The 15,217-nt window shown below is 75.8% G+C and carries 11 protein-coding genes; 8 read left to right on the forward strand and 3 right to left on the reverse strand.

What is annotated here, in order from left to right; all coding sequences use genetic code 11:
- Positions 1–64: 64 nt before the first annotated feature.
- Both ACFXDE_RS19025 and ACFXDE_RS19030 read right to left on the reverse strand, forming a co-directional pair.
- Positions 65–226, reverse strand: coding sequence for a hypothetical protein (locus ACFXDE_RS19025; RefSeq protein WP_380495671.1), 162 nt, complete (start codon positions 224–226; stop codon positions 65–67).
- A gap of 206 nt (positions 227–432) precedes the next feature.
- Complete coding sequence (locus ACFXDE_RS19030) at positions 433–678, reverse strand: hypothetical protein (RefSeq protein ID WP_380495673.1); 246 nt, start codon at positions 676–678, stop codon at positions 433–435.
- Positions 679–759: 81 nt separating this feature from the next.
- Between ACFXDE_RS19030 and ACFXDE_RS19035 the strand changes: the two genes are divergently transcribed.
- From ACFXDE_RS19035 to ACFXDE_RS19050, 4 genes are all read left to right on the forward strand, one after another.
- A complete protein-coding gene (locus ACFXDE_RS19035; RefSeq protein WP_380495674.1) occupies positions 760–1,701 on the forward strand; it encodes a MerR family transcriptional regulator in 942 nt (313 codons plus the stop codon).
- A 154-nt stretch (positions 1,702–1,855) separates the two neighbouring features.
- Positions 1,856–2,368, forward strand: a complete 513-nt coding sequence (locus ACFXDE_RS19040) for a hypothetical protein (protein WP_380495676.1) — start codon at positions 1,856–1,858, stop codon at positions 2,366–2,368.
- Between the two features lie 47 nt (positions 2,369–2,415).
- Complete coding sequence (locus ACFXDE_RS19045) at positions 2,416–2,757, forward strand: hypothetical protein (protein ID WP_380495678.1); 342 nt, start codon at positions 2,416–2,418, stop codon at positions 2,755–2,757.
- A 124-nt stretch (positions 2,758–2,881) separates the two neighbouring features.
- Entirely contained in the window at positions 2,882–3,475 is a 594-nt protein-coding gene (locus ACFXDE_RS19050) for a hypothetical protein (RefSeq protein ID WP_380495680.1), read from the forward strand.
- Positions 3,476–3,832: 357 nt separating this feature from the next.
- Here the strand turns inward: ACFXDE_RS19050 and ACFXDE_RS19055 are convergent, their stop codons facing one another.
- Positions 3,833–4,942, reverse strand: coding sequence for a LuxR C-terminal-related transcriptional regulator (locus ACFXDE_RS19055; protein ID WP_380495682.1), 1,110 nt, complete (start codon positions 4,940–4,942; stop codon positions 3,833–3,835).
- Positions 4,943–4,981: 39 nt separating this feature from the next.
- Between ACFXDE_RS19055 and ACFXDE_RS19060 the strand changes: the two genes are divergently transcribed.
- From ACFXDE_RS19060 to ACFXDE_RS19075, 4 genes are all read left to right on the forward strand, one after another.
- Positions 4,982–5,290, forward strand: coding sequence for a hypothetical protein (locus ACFXDE_RS19060; RefSeq protein WP_380495685.1), 309 nt, complete (start codon positions 4,982–4,984; stop codon positions 5,288–5,290).
- A gap of 205 nt (positions 5,291–5,495) precedes the next feature.
- Positions 5,496–5,756, forward strand: a complete 261-nt coding sequence (locus ACFXDE_RS19065) for an acyl carrier protein (RefSeq protein ID WP_380441480.1) — start codon at positions 5,496–5,498, stop codon at positions 5,754–5,756.
- Between the two features lie 6 nt (positions 5,757–5,762).
- On the forward strand, positions 5,763–8,825 hold the full coding sequence (locus ACFXDE_RS19070; RefSeq protein ID WP_380495687.1) for an amino acid adenylation domain-containing protein: 3,063 nt from the start codon (positions 5,763–5,765) through the stop codon (positions 8,823–8,825).
- Entirely contained in the window at positions 8,822–15,193 is a 6,372-nt protein-coding gene (locus ACFXDE_RS19075) for an amino acid adenylation domain-containing protein (protein WP_380495689.1), read from the forward strand. Before ACFXDE_RS19070 ends, ACFXDE_RS19075 begins: the two co-directional genes overlap by 4 nt.
- Positions 15,194–15,217: the final 24 nt, after the last annotated feature.

Genomic DNA, 15,217 nt, shown 5'->3' on the forward strand with positions numbered 1-15,217 from the left:
GAGCGGACGCCGGACGCCGGCGGCGACGCCGGGTCCGGGCACGCGGCCGGGCGGGAGCGGCCGGTTACCGCAGCCGGAACAGGGCCACCGCTCCGTCGATCCGTCCGAGCTCCAGGAGTAGCCCCGCCAAGGTGTGGCGGTGCCGGGAGCGGGCGGGGTCCAGGAGTTCCACGGCTTCCTCCGGGCGCCCCGCCCCGGCGATCAGCTCTGCCAACTCCCCCGCCACGAACGGGGAATCGGCATCCAGTCCCGGTACCCGTCACGGGCCCGGCGGCCGAATCCGGCGGCGTTCACGATCACGCGCCCTACTGCCCGGCCGCCGAGGAGCCTCCGGCCGGCCACCGGAGCAGGAAGTCGGCCGGTCCGACTTCCTGCTCGGGCCGGGATCCGCGAGCCGCGAGCCGCGCAACGGCGGGGCGGACAGGTGCGCCGTCAGGTGGCCTTGGACGTGGCGGGCGTCGGGGCCCGGGTGCGCTCGACGGCGTCGACGCCCGGGACCGTGATCCACGGGTAGTACGGCGTGGCGAAGGCGGCGTCGTCGGAGTCGCGCGAGCCGAGCGTGTCGGCGAAGGCCGCCGCCTCGGCCGGGGGCAGGCCGGGCGGCGGGTCGAGGATCGCCGGCCGGTTGCGCTGCTCGGTGCAGTTGTGCCGGCGTACTGGCGGAGGAGGAATCGCCAAGACCTGTGACTGACGGGTGGTCTGCCGCCGGCAGGCGGGTGGGCTTGAGTCTCCTGTAGGGGGAGGTGGGAGGGTGAGGGCATGGACGGCGACACGCTCTACCCGATCGGTGATCTGGCCCGGCGGACCGGTCTGACGGTCAAGGCCATCCGGTTCTACTCCGACTGCGGGATCGTGCCGCCGACCGACCGTAGCCCGGCCGGCTACCGCCTCTACGGCATCGACGCCGTCGCACGTCTGGACCTCGTGCGGACGCTGCGCGACCTGGGACTGGACCTCCCTGCCATCCGGAAGGTCGTGGACCGGGAGATCTCCCTACCCGAGGTCGCCGCGGCGCACGCCGAAGCACTGGCGGTGCAGATCCGGACGCTGCGCCTGCGGCGCGCGGTGCTGACGGCGGTGGCCAGGCGCGGGTCCACCCCTGAGGAGATGGATCTCATGCACAAGCTGGCCAAGCTCTCCGAGGACGAACGCCGACGGCTGATCGGCGATTTCCTCGACACCGCCTTCAGCGGACTGCTGGACGCCAACCCCGGACTCGCGGGGATCGCGCGGTCGATGACGCCCGAGCTGCCCGACAACCCGGAGGCCGAGCAGGTCGAGGCGTGGGTGGAGCTGGCCGAGCTGTCCCAGGACCCGGACTTCCGCGCCGGCACGCGGCGCACGGTCGAGCACTACGTGGCCGATCACGCCCAGGTCGGCACCACGTGCCCGCGCCGTGACCCTGCCGCAGCGGTCCTCGACCAGGTCGGCCCGGCCCTGGCAGCCGGCATCGACCCGGGCTCGCCCCAGGCCGATCGGGTCGTTGCGGCGGTCATGGCCCAGTACGCGGACGCCGTGGGGCTCCCCGACGACGTCGACCTCCGGCGCCGGCTGTCGACCCGCCTGGAGACCGTGAACGACCCTCGCAGGGAGCGGTACCTTCAGCTGCTCGCCGTGATCAACGGCTGGTCGGCCCCGGAAAGCCTGGCGCCGGCCTTCGACTGGCTCATCCGGGCACTGGGCGCCCGGATACCGGGGTAGCAGGCCGGTCGCGACATGGCACGGCCGGACCGGCGAGCCGGCGGTGCGGGCGCCGGCGCCCTTGGTGACCTTCGTGCTCGTCGACGACGGCCCGGCCGGCCCGCCGCCCAAAAGCGGTCGACAACCCCGGCCGGCCGCCCGATAGGGTGCCGACGTGGACATGGAACAAGCCTGGCAGGCCGCCGAGTTGCGGTGGAGGTGCGGGACGCTCGCCGGATTCGTGGCGGCCTGCACCGACGTCGAGGGGCGTGCCCGGGAGGCGGCCAGGCTGGCCGGGGAGGTGTTCGCCACCGACCCCGGGGACGTGGCGGCGTTGCAGGCGATCCACGGCGTTCTCGCCACCTGGGCCGACGAGCTGGGGGACCATCCGCACCGGCCCGCCGTCCGCCGGCCCGAGGAAGCGGATCGCCGCATCCGCGACCACCTCAAGGACGTGCTTCGCACCCGGTTGCCCGTCACGGCCCGCGACCGCCTGGCGGCCGTCCAACTCTCCCTGGACGTCGACTTCGACGTGCTGCGCCGGCTGCGGACGCTGTCCGCCGAGGAGCGCGAGGACGTCTTCTACGTCTACGGCCGCGCCACGGCGGCCCTGGACCTCGGTCACCTGGACGAGGCCGAGCGCGGGGCGAAGCGCCTCGACGCCCTGCGGCGGCAGTACGCCGGCTAGTGCGCAACTCGGCGGCGCAGTACCGCGCCCGGGAGAGGAGAGCCGGCATGACGACGAGTCCGCTGCCGTTGGACCTGCACGAGGACATGCAGGTCTGGTCGTACCGCGTTTCGCACCGGACGCTGGTGTTCCGCAGCTTCTGGAAGCAGGGGAGGGACACGGCCACGGAGGTCGAGTTCGTCAGTGTCCTGGCCATGAGGACGCGGTCGGGCTACCAGGACCTGGAGATCCGGGAGGCGGATTCCGACCCGGAGATCGAGGCGCTGGTCGACGTGCCGGGCCCGGCGTCGGCTCGCTACCTGCGGCTCCACCTGCTCAGCGGTGGTGTGCCCGCGGGTTTCGTCGTCTGCGGGGACGTCCGGGTCCGTCAGGTGCCGGTGGACGAGTGACCCCTGGCCGGTCGAATCCGGCGGAGCCCGGTCGAGCCCGGTCGAACCCCGGAGGGCCCGCCGCCCGTGGTATCTGCTGAGGCCGGTCGGCGACCGGCGCGAGGACGGACGCGGGAGGACGACCATGGCCTGGTACCAGGGGCCGAGCCGGATCACGGTGACGGCGGTGGAGGGCCCGTGGCAGCAGCGGGCGGTGGTGACCGTGCGGGGCGCCGCGCCGGTCCTGGTCCCGGCGGCGGTCGGCGCCGTCCACGTGGTCGACGCCGCGAGCTGGCAGCTGGACCTGGAGCACTGCCACGAGGGCGAGTGGGGCCCCAACATCCGTGCGGTCCAGGGCCGTTGGCAGGACGTCCGGGGCGTGCAGACGCAGCAGGTGCACAGCCGCAATCGTGACCGGGCCGGCGACCGCCAGGACCGCAACCTCGTGCTGCGGATCGAGCGGATCGAACCGGGCGGCCGCACTCCGGCCGCCACGCCCGGCCTGCCCGCCGCGCGCCGTACCGCGACCGCCGCCCCGACCGCCGCCCCGACGGCCGCCCCGGCGGGCGCCGCACGGCCCACCACGGCGGGCGGACCGGCCGCCACCACGCCGGGCACGGGCGCCCGCACGACCACCTCGACGGCCGGCTCGGACTTCCTCCGGCCCGCGGCCCCGTCGCGCCCGACCACCGCGACCGGCTCGACGGGCGGACGGACCACGACCTCCTGGGGCGCCTGAAGCAGGCCTGACGGCGGTCCTGACCGGTCCACCTGCTTGGTCGTCCGCCCCTGCCCGGCGGCCGGTTGGAGCGCCCGCTCCCGGGGGACGGCAGGCCTCGTCGAGGAACCGTGCGGGCCGGCGGGCGTCGACCGGTCCGGCGCAGCGAGCCGGACGTGGCCGGGGGCGCGGGTGGCCGGCCGGAGGCCGTCGGTGAGGAGAGTGATCAGCCGGGCGACGTGCCCCCGCAACGCGGCGCGAGCGGTGGACGGCGCGCGTGGTCCCCTGCGGGGCCGAATAGCCGAACAGCCGATCGACCGGGACGAGCCGGGATGAGCCGGGATGAGCGAGGCGCTGCGGTAGCGCGGCCGAGCCGGTTCAGAAGACGCCGGGGGACTCGTCCGGCCCGGTGCCGAGCCGGCGCTGGGCGCCGGTGAGGTAGCCCGCCTGGAAGCGGCTCTCGGCGCCCAACTGCGCGAAGATGTCCGCGATGTACTTGCGGCAGGTGCGCAGCGAGACGCCGAGCCGCCGGGCGATCGTCTCGTCCCGCAGGCCCTCGCTGAGCATGCCGAGGATGGTGCCCTTGAGGTCGTCCCGCAGGCCGCCGTCCAGCGGGGCCGGATGGTACGGGGTCGCCATCTGCCAGTTGCGGTCGAAGGCGTCGCACAGGAAGCCGACGGTGGAGGGGTCCCGGATGACCACCGCGCCGCCGCTGGTCCGGTGGTGGGAGATGAAGGCCACCCGGCGGTCGAAGGCGATCATCCGCCCCAGGAGCTCGGGCAGGGTGCGGACCTGGGCGCCCGCCGCCGTGACCCGTTCGACGTAGGCCTGGGTGGGGGCGTTGTGGCGCGCGGGGTGCTGGTAGAGGGTGCGCATGCGGACGCCGCGCCCGATCATGGCGAGGTCGCGGGCGATCGAGCGCTCCAGCTCTCCGGGCGGGCGACCGCCGCCCGGCTGGGCGGTCATCACCTCGGACTCGCAGGTGGCGCCGGCCTCGTCGAGCATCGCGATCACCTCGCCGAGCGCCTCGACGGGCTGCAGCGGAGCGCCCCGGTCGACGTCGTCGACGCCCGCGTCGTACATGGCGTTCACCGAGTCCACCACGTCCCAGACGGAGAGGACGCCGGACAGCCCGCGGCGGAAGCGGGACTCGGCCGCGGCCACCTCCGCGCTGGCCTGCTGCGGGTCGACGGCCTTCCAGGCTCGCTCCATCGCCGGTCTGTCCGCCGGTCTGCCGTCCGGTCTGTCCTCCGATCCGTCCTCGGGTCCGTCCGCCGGCCCGCCCGGTGGTCGGAGCGGCCCCGCGGGATCGAGCGGATCGAGCGGCCGGACCAGGGGGACGGCCGCCAGCGACTCGACCGCCCGGGCGACGCGTTCCTGGGGCAGTCCGAGCCCCACCGCCGCGTCCGGGATCCGCAGCACGCCCCGGTCCACCGCCCACCCGTAGACCTGGATCTCCTCGGCCTGCAGCGCCTGGAACCTGGTCACGATGTCCGTTTTTGACACCTTGTCCACTCTTTCTCCCACGTGCAGCTTGATGTAAAGCATCATCATGCGGGCTCGGTGACTGGACTGCCAAGCTCCGAATTCCCGATGCTGATGTCAACGGCGTTCGACGGGCGATCCCCGGCGGCGCAGGCATCCATCCCACGGGGGCACATCGTGCAGTTCTCCAAGAAAATCCGCGGAATCCTCCGGACCGGCGCGGCGGTGGTCGCGGCAGCCCTCGTCGCGACCCTCGCGGCGGCCGCCGGGACCGGTCATCTGTCGGGCCGGGAGCCGTCGACTTCCGTTGTAGCGCAGGCTGGTGGCAACGGCGACACCGGCTGGGGATAGGCCCGGGCGGCCTGATCCGACGGATACGGACGGGCCCCGTCCAGCGGGCTCTACGCGGGTTTCGTCCCCCCTCTCCCGGGGCACCGCGCGGAATTGACTCACATCACTCCACTATTTCGCAGCAATAACCGTTCCCCAATTCCCGGGAAAGGGCTTGCTGTCATGTCCACAAGTGGTAATCGGAATTTTCTGGAGGCAGGTTCAGATGTCCCAGCCGAACATTTCGGCCGACCGTGTCGACGCGGCTGCGGTCCGGGCGATGGTGGCGGAGGCGCTCGGGGTCGACGTCCCGGGCGACGGGTCGTTCATCGGCCACGGCGGCGACTCCTTCCACGCCGTGACGCTGATCGCCCGGATCGAGGAGGAGTGGGGCGTCGAGCTGGACTTCCTCGCCGTGCTGGACTCCACGCCGGACTCGCTGGCCGACGCGGTGAACGCCGCCCGCGCCGCCCGCGCGGAGAGCTGACCGGTCGTGGAACCGTCGCTGACGTTCGGTCCGGCCGCGGCCGTCCCGCCGCACGGCACCGCGCACGACGCGGTGCTGGCCTGGGCGGACCGGACGCCGGACGCCCCCGCGCTGCGGGCCGGCGGCCGGACCACCACCTACCGGGGCCTGGTCGGCCGGGCCCGGGAGGTCGCCTCCCGCCTGGTCGAACTCGGCCTGCGGCCCGGCGAGTTCGTGCCGGTGTCGGCCCGGCCGGGGGAGGCCTTCGCGGTCGCGGCGCTCGGCGTGCTGCTGGCGGGCGCGGCGTTCGCCGCCGTCGATCCCCGGTGGCCCGCCGGACGGCTCGCGGACGTGGCCGAGGACCTGGGTGCCCGCTTCGTGCTCGACGCCACCGGGGAGGGAAGCACCCTCGCGCTGCCGGTCGTGAAGCTGTCGGACGGCGAACCGCGGTGCACACGGCGGGACTTCGCGGCGCCCCGGGTCGGCGCGGAGGACCCCGCGTGCGTCTTCTTCACCTCGGGTTCCACCGGCCGCCCCAAGGGCGTGGTGATCCCGCACCGCGCGATGATCCGCACCTTCGTCGACGGCGGCTACGCCGACTTCGGCCCGGACACCGTGATGCCGCTGCTGGCCGCTCCGTACTGGGACGCGGGCGCGCTGGAGACGTTCGGGCCGCTGCTCAACGGCGGTTGCGCGGTCGAGGCCCGGGACGGCCTGCTCACCCCGGCCGAGCTGCGCCGGCTGGTGCGCGAGGACGGCGTCAACACGCTCTGGCTGACCAGCTCGCTGGCCAACCTGATCCTGGACGAGGAGCCCGGGGCGTTCGCCGGCGTCCGGCACCTGATGACCGGTGGCGAGCGCGTGTCGCCGCCGCACCTGGCCGCGTTCCTGGCCGCCTGCCCGCGGGCCCGGCTGACCAACGGGTACGGCCCGGTGGAGTCGATGGTCTTCGTCACCGCCCAGGACGTCACCGCGGCCGAACTGGCCGAGCCGGGCGGCGTTCCGGTCGGCCGTGCGGTGCGCAACACCCTGCTGGCCGTGGTGGGGGACGACGGCGCGCCGCTGCCGCGCGGCCGGGTCGGTGAACTGTGGGTCGGCGGCGACGGGCTGGCGCTGGGCTACCTCGACCGTCCGGAGGAGGAGGCCCGTCGGTTCGGCGTCCTCGACGTCCCCGGCCGGGGACCGGAGCGGGTGTACCGGACCGGGGACCTGGTGCGGATGGCACCGGACGGCCGGCTGTCCTACGTCGGGCGCGCCGACCGCCAGTTCAAGCTGCGCGGGTACCGGATCGAGCCGGGCGAGGTCGAGCGCGCGGTCGCCGCGGTGGCCGGGGTGCAGGAGTGCTTCCTGGTCCCCGTCCGGACGGCGGAGGGGACGGTCACGAGCACCGTCTGCGGCTACACCGTCGAGCCGGGCCGGACGCTCACCGACGAGCGGGTGCGCGGCGCGAGCGCGGCCGTGCTGGCGGCGCACCTGCGGCCCGACCGGTTCGTCCGACTGGCGTCGGTGCCGCTGGGCCCGACCGGCAAGGCCGACCTGCGGGCCCTGGAGCGGCTGCTCGTCGGAGAACCGCCCGGGGCGGCACCGGCACCGGCGGCGGACGGATCACCCGCGCTGAGCGAGGTGCGACGGATCCTCGGCGACCCCGCACTCGCCGGGGACGACGACCTCCTGGCCGACGGCGTCAACTCGCTCCAGGTGCTGAGGATCGCCGCCCGGCTGTCCCGCCTGCTGGACACCGAGCTCTCGGCGGGCGACGTCTACCGGCACGGCACGGTGGACGCCCTGGAGCGGGAAGCCCGCCGCCGTCCACCCGGACCCGTCGGGCCCACCGGACCGGCCGGCGACGGCGGGCCGGCCGAACTCTCCGCCGGGGAGCGCCGTTTCTGGATCGCCGAACGGCTGGCGCCGGGCGCACCCGGGCACGTCGCGGTGAGCCGGATCGAGATCACCGGGCCGGTCGACGGCGACCGGCTGGAACGGGCGCTGGCCGCCGTGGCCGCCGCCCACCCGGCGCTGCGCACCACCTTCCCGCAGCTGCGCGGCCGCCCGCACCGCGCGGTGGCCGCCGAACCCGCCCTGCCGCCGCTGCTGCGGCGCTCGGGCGACGAGACTTCCGCCCTGCCGGCCCTGACCGCCGAACTGGCGGCCCGGGTGCACGACCTGGTGAACGGCCCGCTGCTCGCCGCGGGTCTGCTGTCGCACGGCGCCGAGCGGCACACGCTGGTGCTGGCGGTGCACCACACGGTCTACGACGGGCACTCGGAGCAGGTGCTGCTCGCCGACCTGGCGGCGGCCTGGTCCGGCGTCCGGCCGCGGCCCGCCCCGGCCGCGCCGACCGGCCCGGTCGGCGACGCCGAGCGGCACCGGGCCTTCTGGCGGGCCGAGCTGGCGGGCCTGGAACCGCTGGACCTGCCGGGGGCCCGGCCGGTGACCATGAAGGGGCTGTGGACCGCTCCGGTGGTCGAGCGCCCGGTCGTGCTGCCGCCCGGTTCGGCCGCCCTGCTGCGCGCGGCGGCGGCCCGGCTGCGCCGTCCGGCCCTGGCGGTGCCGCTGGCCGCCTGGTGGCGGGCGCTGTCCGGCTGGAGCGGCCGGCTCGACTTCGCCGTCGGCGTCGTGGTGGCCGACCGCGCCGCCGCCCACGAGCGCACCATCGGCTTCCTGGCCAACAGTCTGCCGGTTCGGATCGCCGGGACGCCGGGCGCGTCCGGGCCCGAACTGACCGAACTGATCGGCGAACGGCTGCTGGAGGTGTTCGCGCACGCCGCGCTGCCCACCGACGAGATCGCCGCGCTGGTGCCCCGCCCGCCCGGCGGCCGCAGTCCGCTGTTCCAGACCATGCTGGTGTTCCAGCGGGTCAACCCGACCGTACGGCTCGGGGGTTCGACCCTCCGGCCGCGACCCGCCCCTCCGCTGGGCGCGCAGGGCGAACTGGTCTGCGAGCTGTGGGAGGACGGCGACGACCTCGTCGGCAGCCTCCAGGCCCCGGCCGGCCTGCTGCCGCCCGCCGTCCTCGGCCTGCTGACCGACCTCCTCGAATCCGAGCTGACCCTGCTGCTCGCCAAGGACCTCACCAAGGACCTCCCATGACCGACACCTTCCTCCCTCCGGCTCCCGCCGAGGCCGCCGGACCGCTGCCGCTCTCGTTCACCCAGGAGCGGATCTGGTTCGAGGAGCAGCTGCGGCCCGGCGGCTCCGCCTACCACATGCCGGTGATCTCGCGGGTGTCCGGCCCGCTCGACGTGGCCGCGCTGCAGCACGCCGTGGACGCCGTGGTGGCCCGGCACACGGCGCTGCGGACGGTGTTCGCCGAGCCGGACGGCACGCCCGTCCAGCGGGTGCTGCCCGAAGCGCCGGTCCCGGTCGCCACCGAGGACGTGCGCGCGCTGCCCGATCCGGCCGCGGCCGGGCTGCGGCTCGCCCAGCGGGAGGCCGAGCGGCCGTTCGACCTGGTCGCCGGTCCGCTGCTGCGGGCGCTCGCGGTGCGGACCGGCGAGCAGGAGCACCTGCTCGTCCTGACCTTCCACCACCTGGTCTTCGACGGCTGGTCGTTCGGGCCGTTCTTCGAGGAGCTGTCGGCGGCGTACGGCGCCGCGCGGGCGGGGGAGGCGCCGGCGCTGCCGCCGTTGCGCCGCCGGTTCGGCGACGCCGTCCGCGCCGAGCGCGAGCAGCTGACCCCGGAGACCGTGGACGGGCTGCTGGAGTGGTGGCGCGCGTACCTGGCGGAGACGCCGAGGGTGCTGGAGCTGCCCGCGGACCTGCCGCGGCCCGCCGTCCGCGGCCGCAGCGGGGCCCAGGCGCGGCTGCTGCTCGACGCCGGGCTGAGCGACGGGGTGCGCGAGCTGGGCCGGGCCCACGGCGCCACCCTCTACATGACGGTGCTGTCGGCCTTCGGCGTGGTGCTGGCCCGCCAGAGCGGCCAGGAGCGGCTGCTGGTCGGCTCCCCGGTCTCCACCCGCCGGGCCGGCGACCACAACGCGCTGGGCTGCTACCTGACCACCCTGCCGGTGCGGCTGGACCTGTCCGGCGGCCCGTCGTTCGGTGACCTGCTCGGCCGGGTCCGCGCCAGTGCGCTGGAGGCCCTGGCCCACCAGCGGGTGCCGTTCCAGCGGCTGGTGGGCGAACTGGCCCCCGAGCGGGACCTCGGCCGCACCCAACTGATCCAGGTGTTCTTCAACGTCCTCCCGCCGGCCGCCCCGCTCGCCCTGGCCGGGTGCGCGGTCGAGCAGCTGCCCTTCCCGGAGATCGACAACAAGTTCGACCTGACGCTGTACGTTTCCACCGAGGGCGGGCGGCTGGCCCTGGAGGCGGTGTACGACGCCGGGCTGTACCGGGCCGAGCGGATCGCCGACCTGCTGGAGCAGATCGCGCTGGTGCTGCGGCAGGCCACGGCCGACCCGGCCCGCCGCACCGGGGAGCTCGCGCTCGCCACCGGCCGGGCCGCGGCCCTCGCCCCCGACGCGACGGCCGAGCTGACGGCGACCCACCCCGGTCCGCTGCTGGAGCGGCTGGCCGGGCACGCCGAACGGAGCCCGGAGCGGACGGCCCTGGCCGGACCCTCCGGCGCGCTGACCTACCGGGAGCTGGCCGACCGGGTCGAGCGCCTGGCCGGGCGGCTGGACGGAGTCGGCGTCGGCGCCGGCGACGTGGTGGCCGTGCACGCCACGCGCGACCCGGCCACCGCGGTGGCGCTGCTCGCGGTCTGGCGGGCCGGAGCCGCCTTCGCGGTCCTGGACGCCGACTACCCGGCAGCCGAACTCGCCCTGCGGGCCGAGGAGTTGCGGCCCAAGGCCTGGCTGGCCACCGGCCCGGGCGAGCTGCCCGACCAGGCCCGCGCCGTTCCCGTGCTCGCCGTGGCGGACGACCCCGACGCGCCGCCCGCCGCCCGCCGCGCCGCCACCGCGGACGACCCCGCCTACGTCGCCTTCACCTCCGGTACCACCGGCCGCCCCCGCCGGATCGTCGGCGGCCACGGCCCGCTGGCCCACTTCCTGCACTGGTACGCCGACGCGTACGCGATCACCCCGGGCGACCGCTTCTCGGTGCTCTCCGGGCTCGGCCACGACCCGTTCCTGCGCGACGTGCTGGCGCCGCTGTGGGCCGGCGCGACCGCCGTGTTCCCGGCGGCGGACCTGCGGGACGCCCCGGCCCTGGCCGAGGAGCTGCACCGCGAGCGGATCACCGTCGCCCACCTGACCCCCGCACTGGCCGATGCGCTGGCCGCCGCGGCCGGACCGGGCTGGCCCGCGCTGCGGCTGGTCGGCTTCGGCGGCGACGCGCTGACCCGGCGCACCGTCCGGGAGTGGGCGGCCCTCGCCCCCGCCGCGGACCTGCTCAACCTGTACGGGGCGACCGAGACCCCGCAGGCCGTGTCGGTCCACGTGGCCCGGCGGGCCGGACAGGCCGCCCCGGAGGGGGAGGGCCGGATCCCGCTCGGTCCCGGGATCGACGAGGTGCAGCTGCTGGTGCTGGCCGGCGACCGCCCGGCCGGCCTCGGCGAGGTGGGCGAGCTGGTCGTGCGCACCCCGCACCTGGCGCGCTACGCCGACCCGCTGACCACGGACGGCTACGGCGACAACCCGCTGAGCGGGCACCGGCCCGACCCGGTCTACCGCACCGGCGACCTCGGCCGGCTGCGCCCGGACGGGCTGGTCGACCACCTCGGCCGGGCCGACCACCAGGTCAAGGTGCGCGGCTTCCGGGTCGAGCCGGCCGAGATCGAGGCGGCCCTCGCCGGGCAGGACGGCGTGCGCGGGGCCGTGGTGCTGGCCACGCCCGAGCAGCGCGGCGGCCACCGGCTGACCGCCTACCTCGCGACCGGCGGCACCCGCCCCGACCTGGGACGGCTGCGCGCGGCGCTCGCCGCCCGGCTGCCCGAGTACAAGGTGCCGTCCGGCTGGGTGGTGCTCGACGAGCTCCCGCTCACCGCGAACCGCAAGGCCGACCGGGCGGCGCTGCGCGCCCTCGGCCGCGAGGAGGCGGCGGTCGCCGCGTACGTGGCCCCGGCGGGCGAACGGGAGGAGCGGATCGCCGAAGTGTGGCGGGAGGTCCTGGGCCGGGAGCGGATCGGCAGCCGGGACGACTTCTTCGCGCTCGGCGGGCACTCGCTGCTCCTGAGCCGGGTGCTGGTGCGCCTGCGGCAGCGGTTCGGCGTGCGACTGTCGCTGCGCGAGCTCTTCGCCCACCCGACGGTCGCCGGGCTGGCCCGGCTGGTCGGGCGGCACACCGGGGCGGGGCCCGAGCGGCCGGTCCCCAGGAGCGGGGAGTCCGAGCCTGCGCCGCTGTCGTGGACCCAGGAGCGGCTGTGGCTGGAGGACCAGCTGCGCCCCGGCGACGCCGCCTACAACATGCCGCTGGTGCTGCGGGTGCGCGGCCCGCTGGACCGGACCGCGCTCCAGTCGGCGGTGGACGCCGTGCTGCGCCGGCACGCGGTGCTGCGGATGCGGGTCGCCGTCGTCGACGGGGAGCCCGTCCAGCAGGCGGTGGCCGACGCCTCGGTGACCGTCCGGTACCTGGAGCCCGCCCCCGGGGCGGCCCTCGCGGAGGCGATGCGGGAGACCAAGCGCCCGTTCGACCTGGCCGCCGGTCCGCTGCTGCGGGCCCTGGTGCTGCACACCGCCGAGGACGAGCACCTGCTGGTGCTGACGATCCATCACATCGCCTTCGACGGCTGGTCGTTCGGCGTCCTCCTCGACGGCCTGTCGCAGGCCTACCGGGCCGCGTGCGAGGGCCGGGAGGCCGGGTTCGGCGACGGGCTGCAGTTCGCCGACGTGGCCCGCTGGCAGCGCGCCGAGCTGGCCGGAGAGCCGCTGACGGAGCTCTTGGACTGGTGGACGGACCACCTGGCGGACGTCCCGACCGTGCTGGAGCTGCCCACCGACCGCCCCCGGCCCGCCGTCCAGGCGCACCGCGGCGCGCGCCACCGGCTGGCCGTCGACCCGGACACCGCCGACCGGCTGCGCCGGCTCGCCCGGGAGTCCGGCAGCACCCTGTACCTGACCCTGCTGACCGCCTTCGCCGTGGTGCTGTCCCGCCACAGCGGGCAGGAACGGCTGCTGGTCGGCACCCCGGTCGCCAACCGGGAGCGCGCCGAGTTCGAGGACCTGGTCGGCTGCTTCCTGAACACCGTCCCGGTCCGGCTCGACCTGCGCGGCGCGCCGTCCTTCGGCGAACTGCTGGGCCGGGTCACCGAGGACGCCCTGGCGGCGTTCGCCCACCAGGGCGTGCCCTTCGGCCGGCTGGTCGGCGAGCTGGCACCGGAGCGCGACCTCGCCCGCAGCCCGCTCGTGCAGGCGCTGTTCGCGCTGCAGAACGTGCGGCTCGGCTCGTTCGAGGCCCCGGGCGTGACCAGCGAGCTGGTGGAGGTCTCCGAGGCGAACGCCCAGTTCGACCTGAACCTGCGGATGCTGGACACCGGCGGCGAGATCCTCGGCTGGCTCGACTACGACACCGACCTGTTCGACGCCGCCACCGTCGAGCGGCTGGCCGGCCGCTTCACCGCGGCGCTGGCCGCCATGGCCGCCGACCCCGCCGCGTGCACGGCCACCGCCGACCTGCTCCCGCCCGCCGAGCGCCACCGGGTGCTGCACGAGTGGAACGCCACCGACGCCCACTGGCCGCTGGAGCGGACCCTCACCTCGCTGCTCGCCGAGCAGGCCGGACCGGGCACCGGCCCGGCCGCCGGGCGGATCGCGGTGCGCTGCGAGGGCCGGGAACTGAGCTACGCCGAACTGCACCGGCGGGCCAACCGCCTGGCCCGCCTGCTGCGCGGACACGGCGTCGGCCCGGACGTGGTGGTCGGCGTGCTGATGGAGCGCTCGGTCGAGCTCATGGTCGCCCTGCTCGCGGTGCACAAGGCCGGCGGCGCCTACCTGCCGCTGGACCCCGGATACCCGGCGGACCGGCTGGAGTTCATGCTCGCCGACGCGCAGGCGCCGGTGCTGCTGACCGACTCCGGCGCGCCCGCGATCGGTGCCGCGGGCCGCACCGTCGTCGCGGTCGGCCCGGACACCGCCGCCGACCTGCCCGACCACGCGCCCGAGCCGACGGCCGGCCCCGACCACCTGGCGTACGTCATCTACACCTCGGGCTCCACCGGCCGCCCCAAGGGCGTCCAGGTGCCGCACCGGGGCATCGTCAACCGGCTGCTGTGGATGCAGGACGCCTACCGGCTCGGCCCGGACGACACCGTGCTCCAGAAGACCCCGATCAGCTTCGACGTCTCCGTGTGGGAGCTGTTCTGGCCGCTGTTCACCGGCGCCCGGCTGGTGCTGGCCCGCCCCGGCGGCCACCGCGACCCGGACCACCTCGCGCGGCTGATCCAGGACGAGCGGGTGACGGTGTGCCACTTCGTGCCGCCGATGCTGGAGACCTTCCTGTCCGCCGCGCCCGCCGAGCGCTGCGGGTCGCTGCGGATGGTGGCGTGCAGCGGCGAGGCGCTGCCCGCCGGGACGGCCCGGCGCTTCCACCAGGCCCTGCCCGGGACGAGGCTGGAGAACCTGTACGGCCCCACCGAGGCCTCGGTCGACGTGACCCGCTGGTCCAGCCGGCCGGACTGGGACCGCCCGAGCCTGCCGATCGGTGCGCCGATCGCCAACACCCGGGTGTACGTGCTCGACCGCTGGCTGGCCCCGGCCCCGCTCGGGGTGCCCGGCGAGCTGTACCTCGGCGGCGTCCAGCTGGCCCGCGCCTACGGCGGCCGGCCGGACCTGACCGCCGACCGCTTCGTCCCCGACCCGTACGGCGCGCCCGGCGACCGGCTCTACCGCACCGGCGACCTGGCCCGCTGGCAGCCGGACGGCACCGTCGAGTACCTGGGCCGGATCGACCACCAGGTCAAGGTGCGCGGCTTCCGCATCGAACTCGGCGAGATCGAGGCGGCGCTGGCCGCGCAGCCGGGCGTCGGCCAGGTCGCGGTCATCGTCCGCGAGGACGAGCCGGGCGACCGGCGGATCGTCGCCTACCTCACGCCGGGCGACGGACCGGTACCCGACCGGAGTGCCCTGCGGGCCGGACTGGGCCGCACGCTGCCCGAGCACATGCTGCCGAGCGCCTTCGTCCCGCTGGACGCCCTGCCGCTCAGCCCGAACGGCAAGCTGGACCGCCGCGCCCTGCCCGCTCCGGACCGCGGCGCGGCCCCGGAGGCGTACGTCGCGCCCCGCACCCCGGTGGAGCGGCAGCTCGCCGAACTCTGGCAGCGGGTGCTGCGGCTGGCGCGGATCGGCGTCACGGACAACTTCTTCGAGCTCGGCGGCGACTCGATGCACGCCGTGCGGGTGGTCGGACAGGCCCGGGAACAGGGCCTGGACATCCCGCTGACCGAGCTGTTCACCCACCAGACCGTCGAGGCCGTGGCCGGCTGGCTGGACTCCCGCACGGAGACCGGCGGACCGCAGCGCCGGGCGACGGCCTTCGGGCTGCTCTCGCCGGAGGACCTGGCCCGCCTGCGCGCCAAGTGACAGGCCACTCACCGAACTACCGAA

Origin of the sequence: Kitasatospora sp. NPDC059408 (assembly GCF_042751525.1) — a bacterium.
Classification (GTDB): Bacteria; Actinomycetota; Actinomycetes; order Streptomycetales; family Streptomycetaceae; genus Kitasatospora.

Bases quoted from the DNA above. Each gene is read 5' to 3' on its own strand.
- ACFXDE_RS19035 (WP_380495674.1), top strand. From the start codon at position 760: ATGGACGGCGACACGCTCTACCCGATCGGTGATCTGGCCCGGCGGACC.
- ACFXDE_RS19045 (WP_380495678.1), top strand. From the start codon at position 2,416: ATGACGACGAGTCCGCTGCCGTTGGACCTGCACGAGGACATGCAGGTC.
- ACFXDE_RS19050 (WP_380495680.1), top strand. From the start codon at position 2,882: ATGGCCTGGTACCAGGGGCCGAGCCGGATCACGGTGACGGCGGTGGAG.
- ACFXDE_RS19065 (WP_380441480.1), top strand. From the start codon at position 5,496: ATGTCCCAGCCGAACATTTCGGCCGACCGTGTCGACGCGGCTGCGGTC.
- ACFXDE_RS19075 (WP_380495689.1), top strand. From the start codon at position 8,822: ATGACCGACACCTTCCTCCCTCCGGCTCCCGCCGAGGCCGCCGGACCG.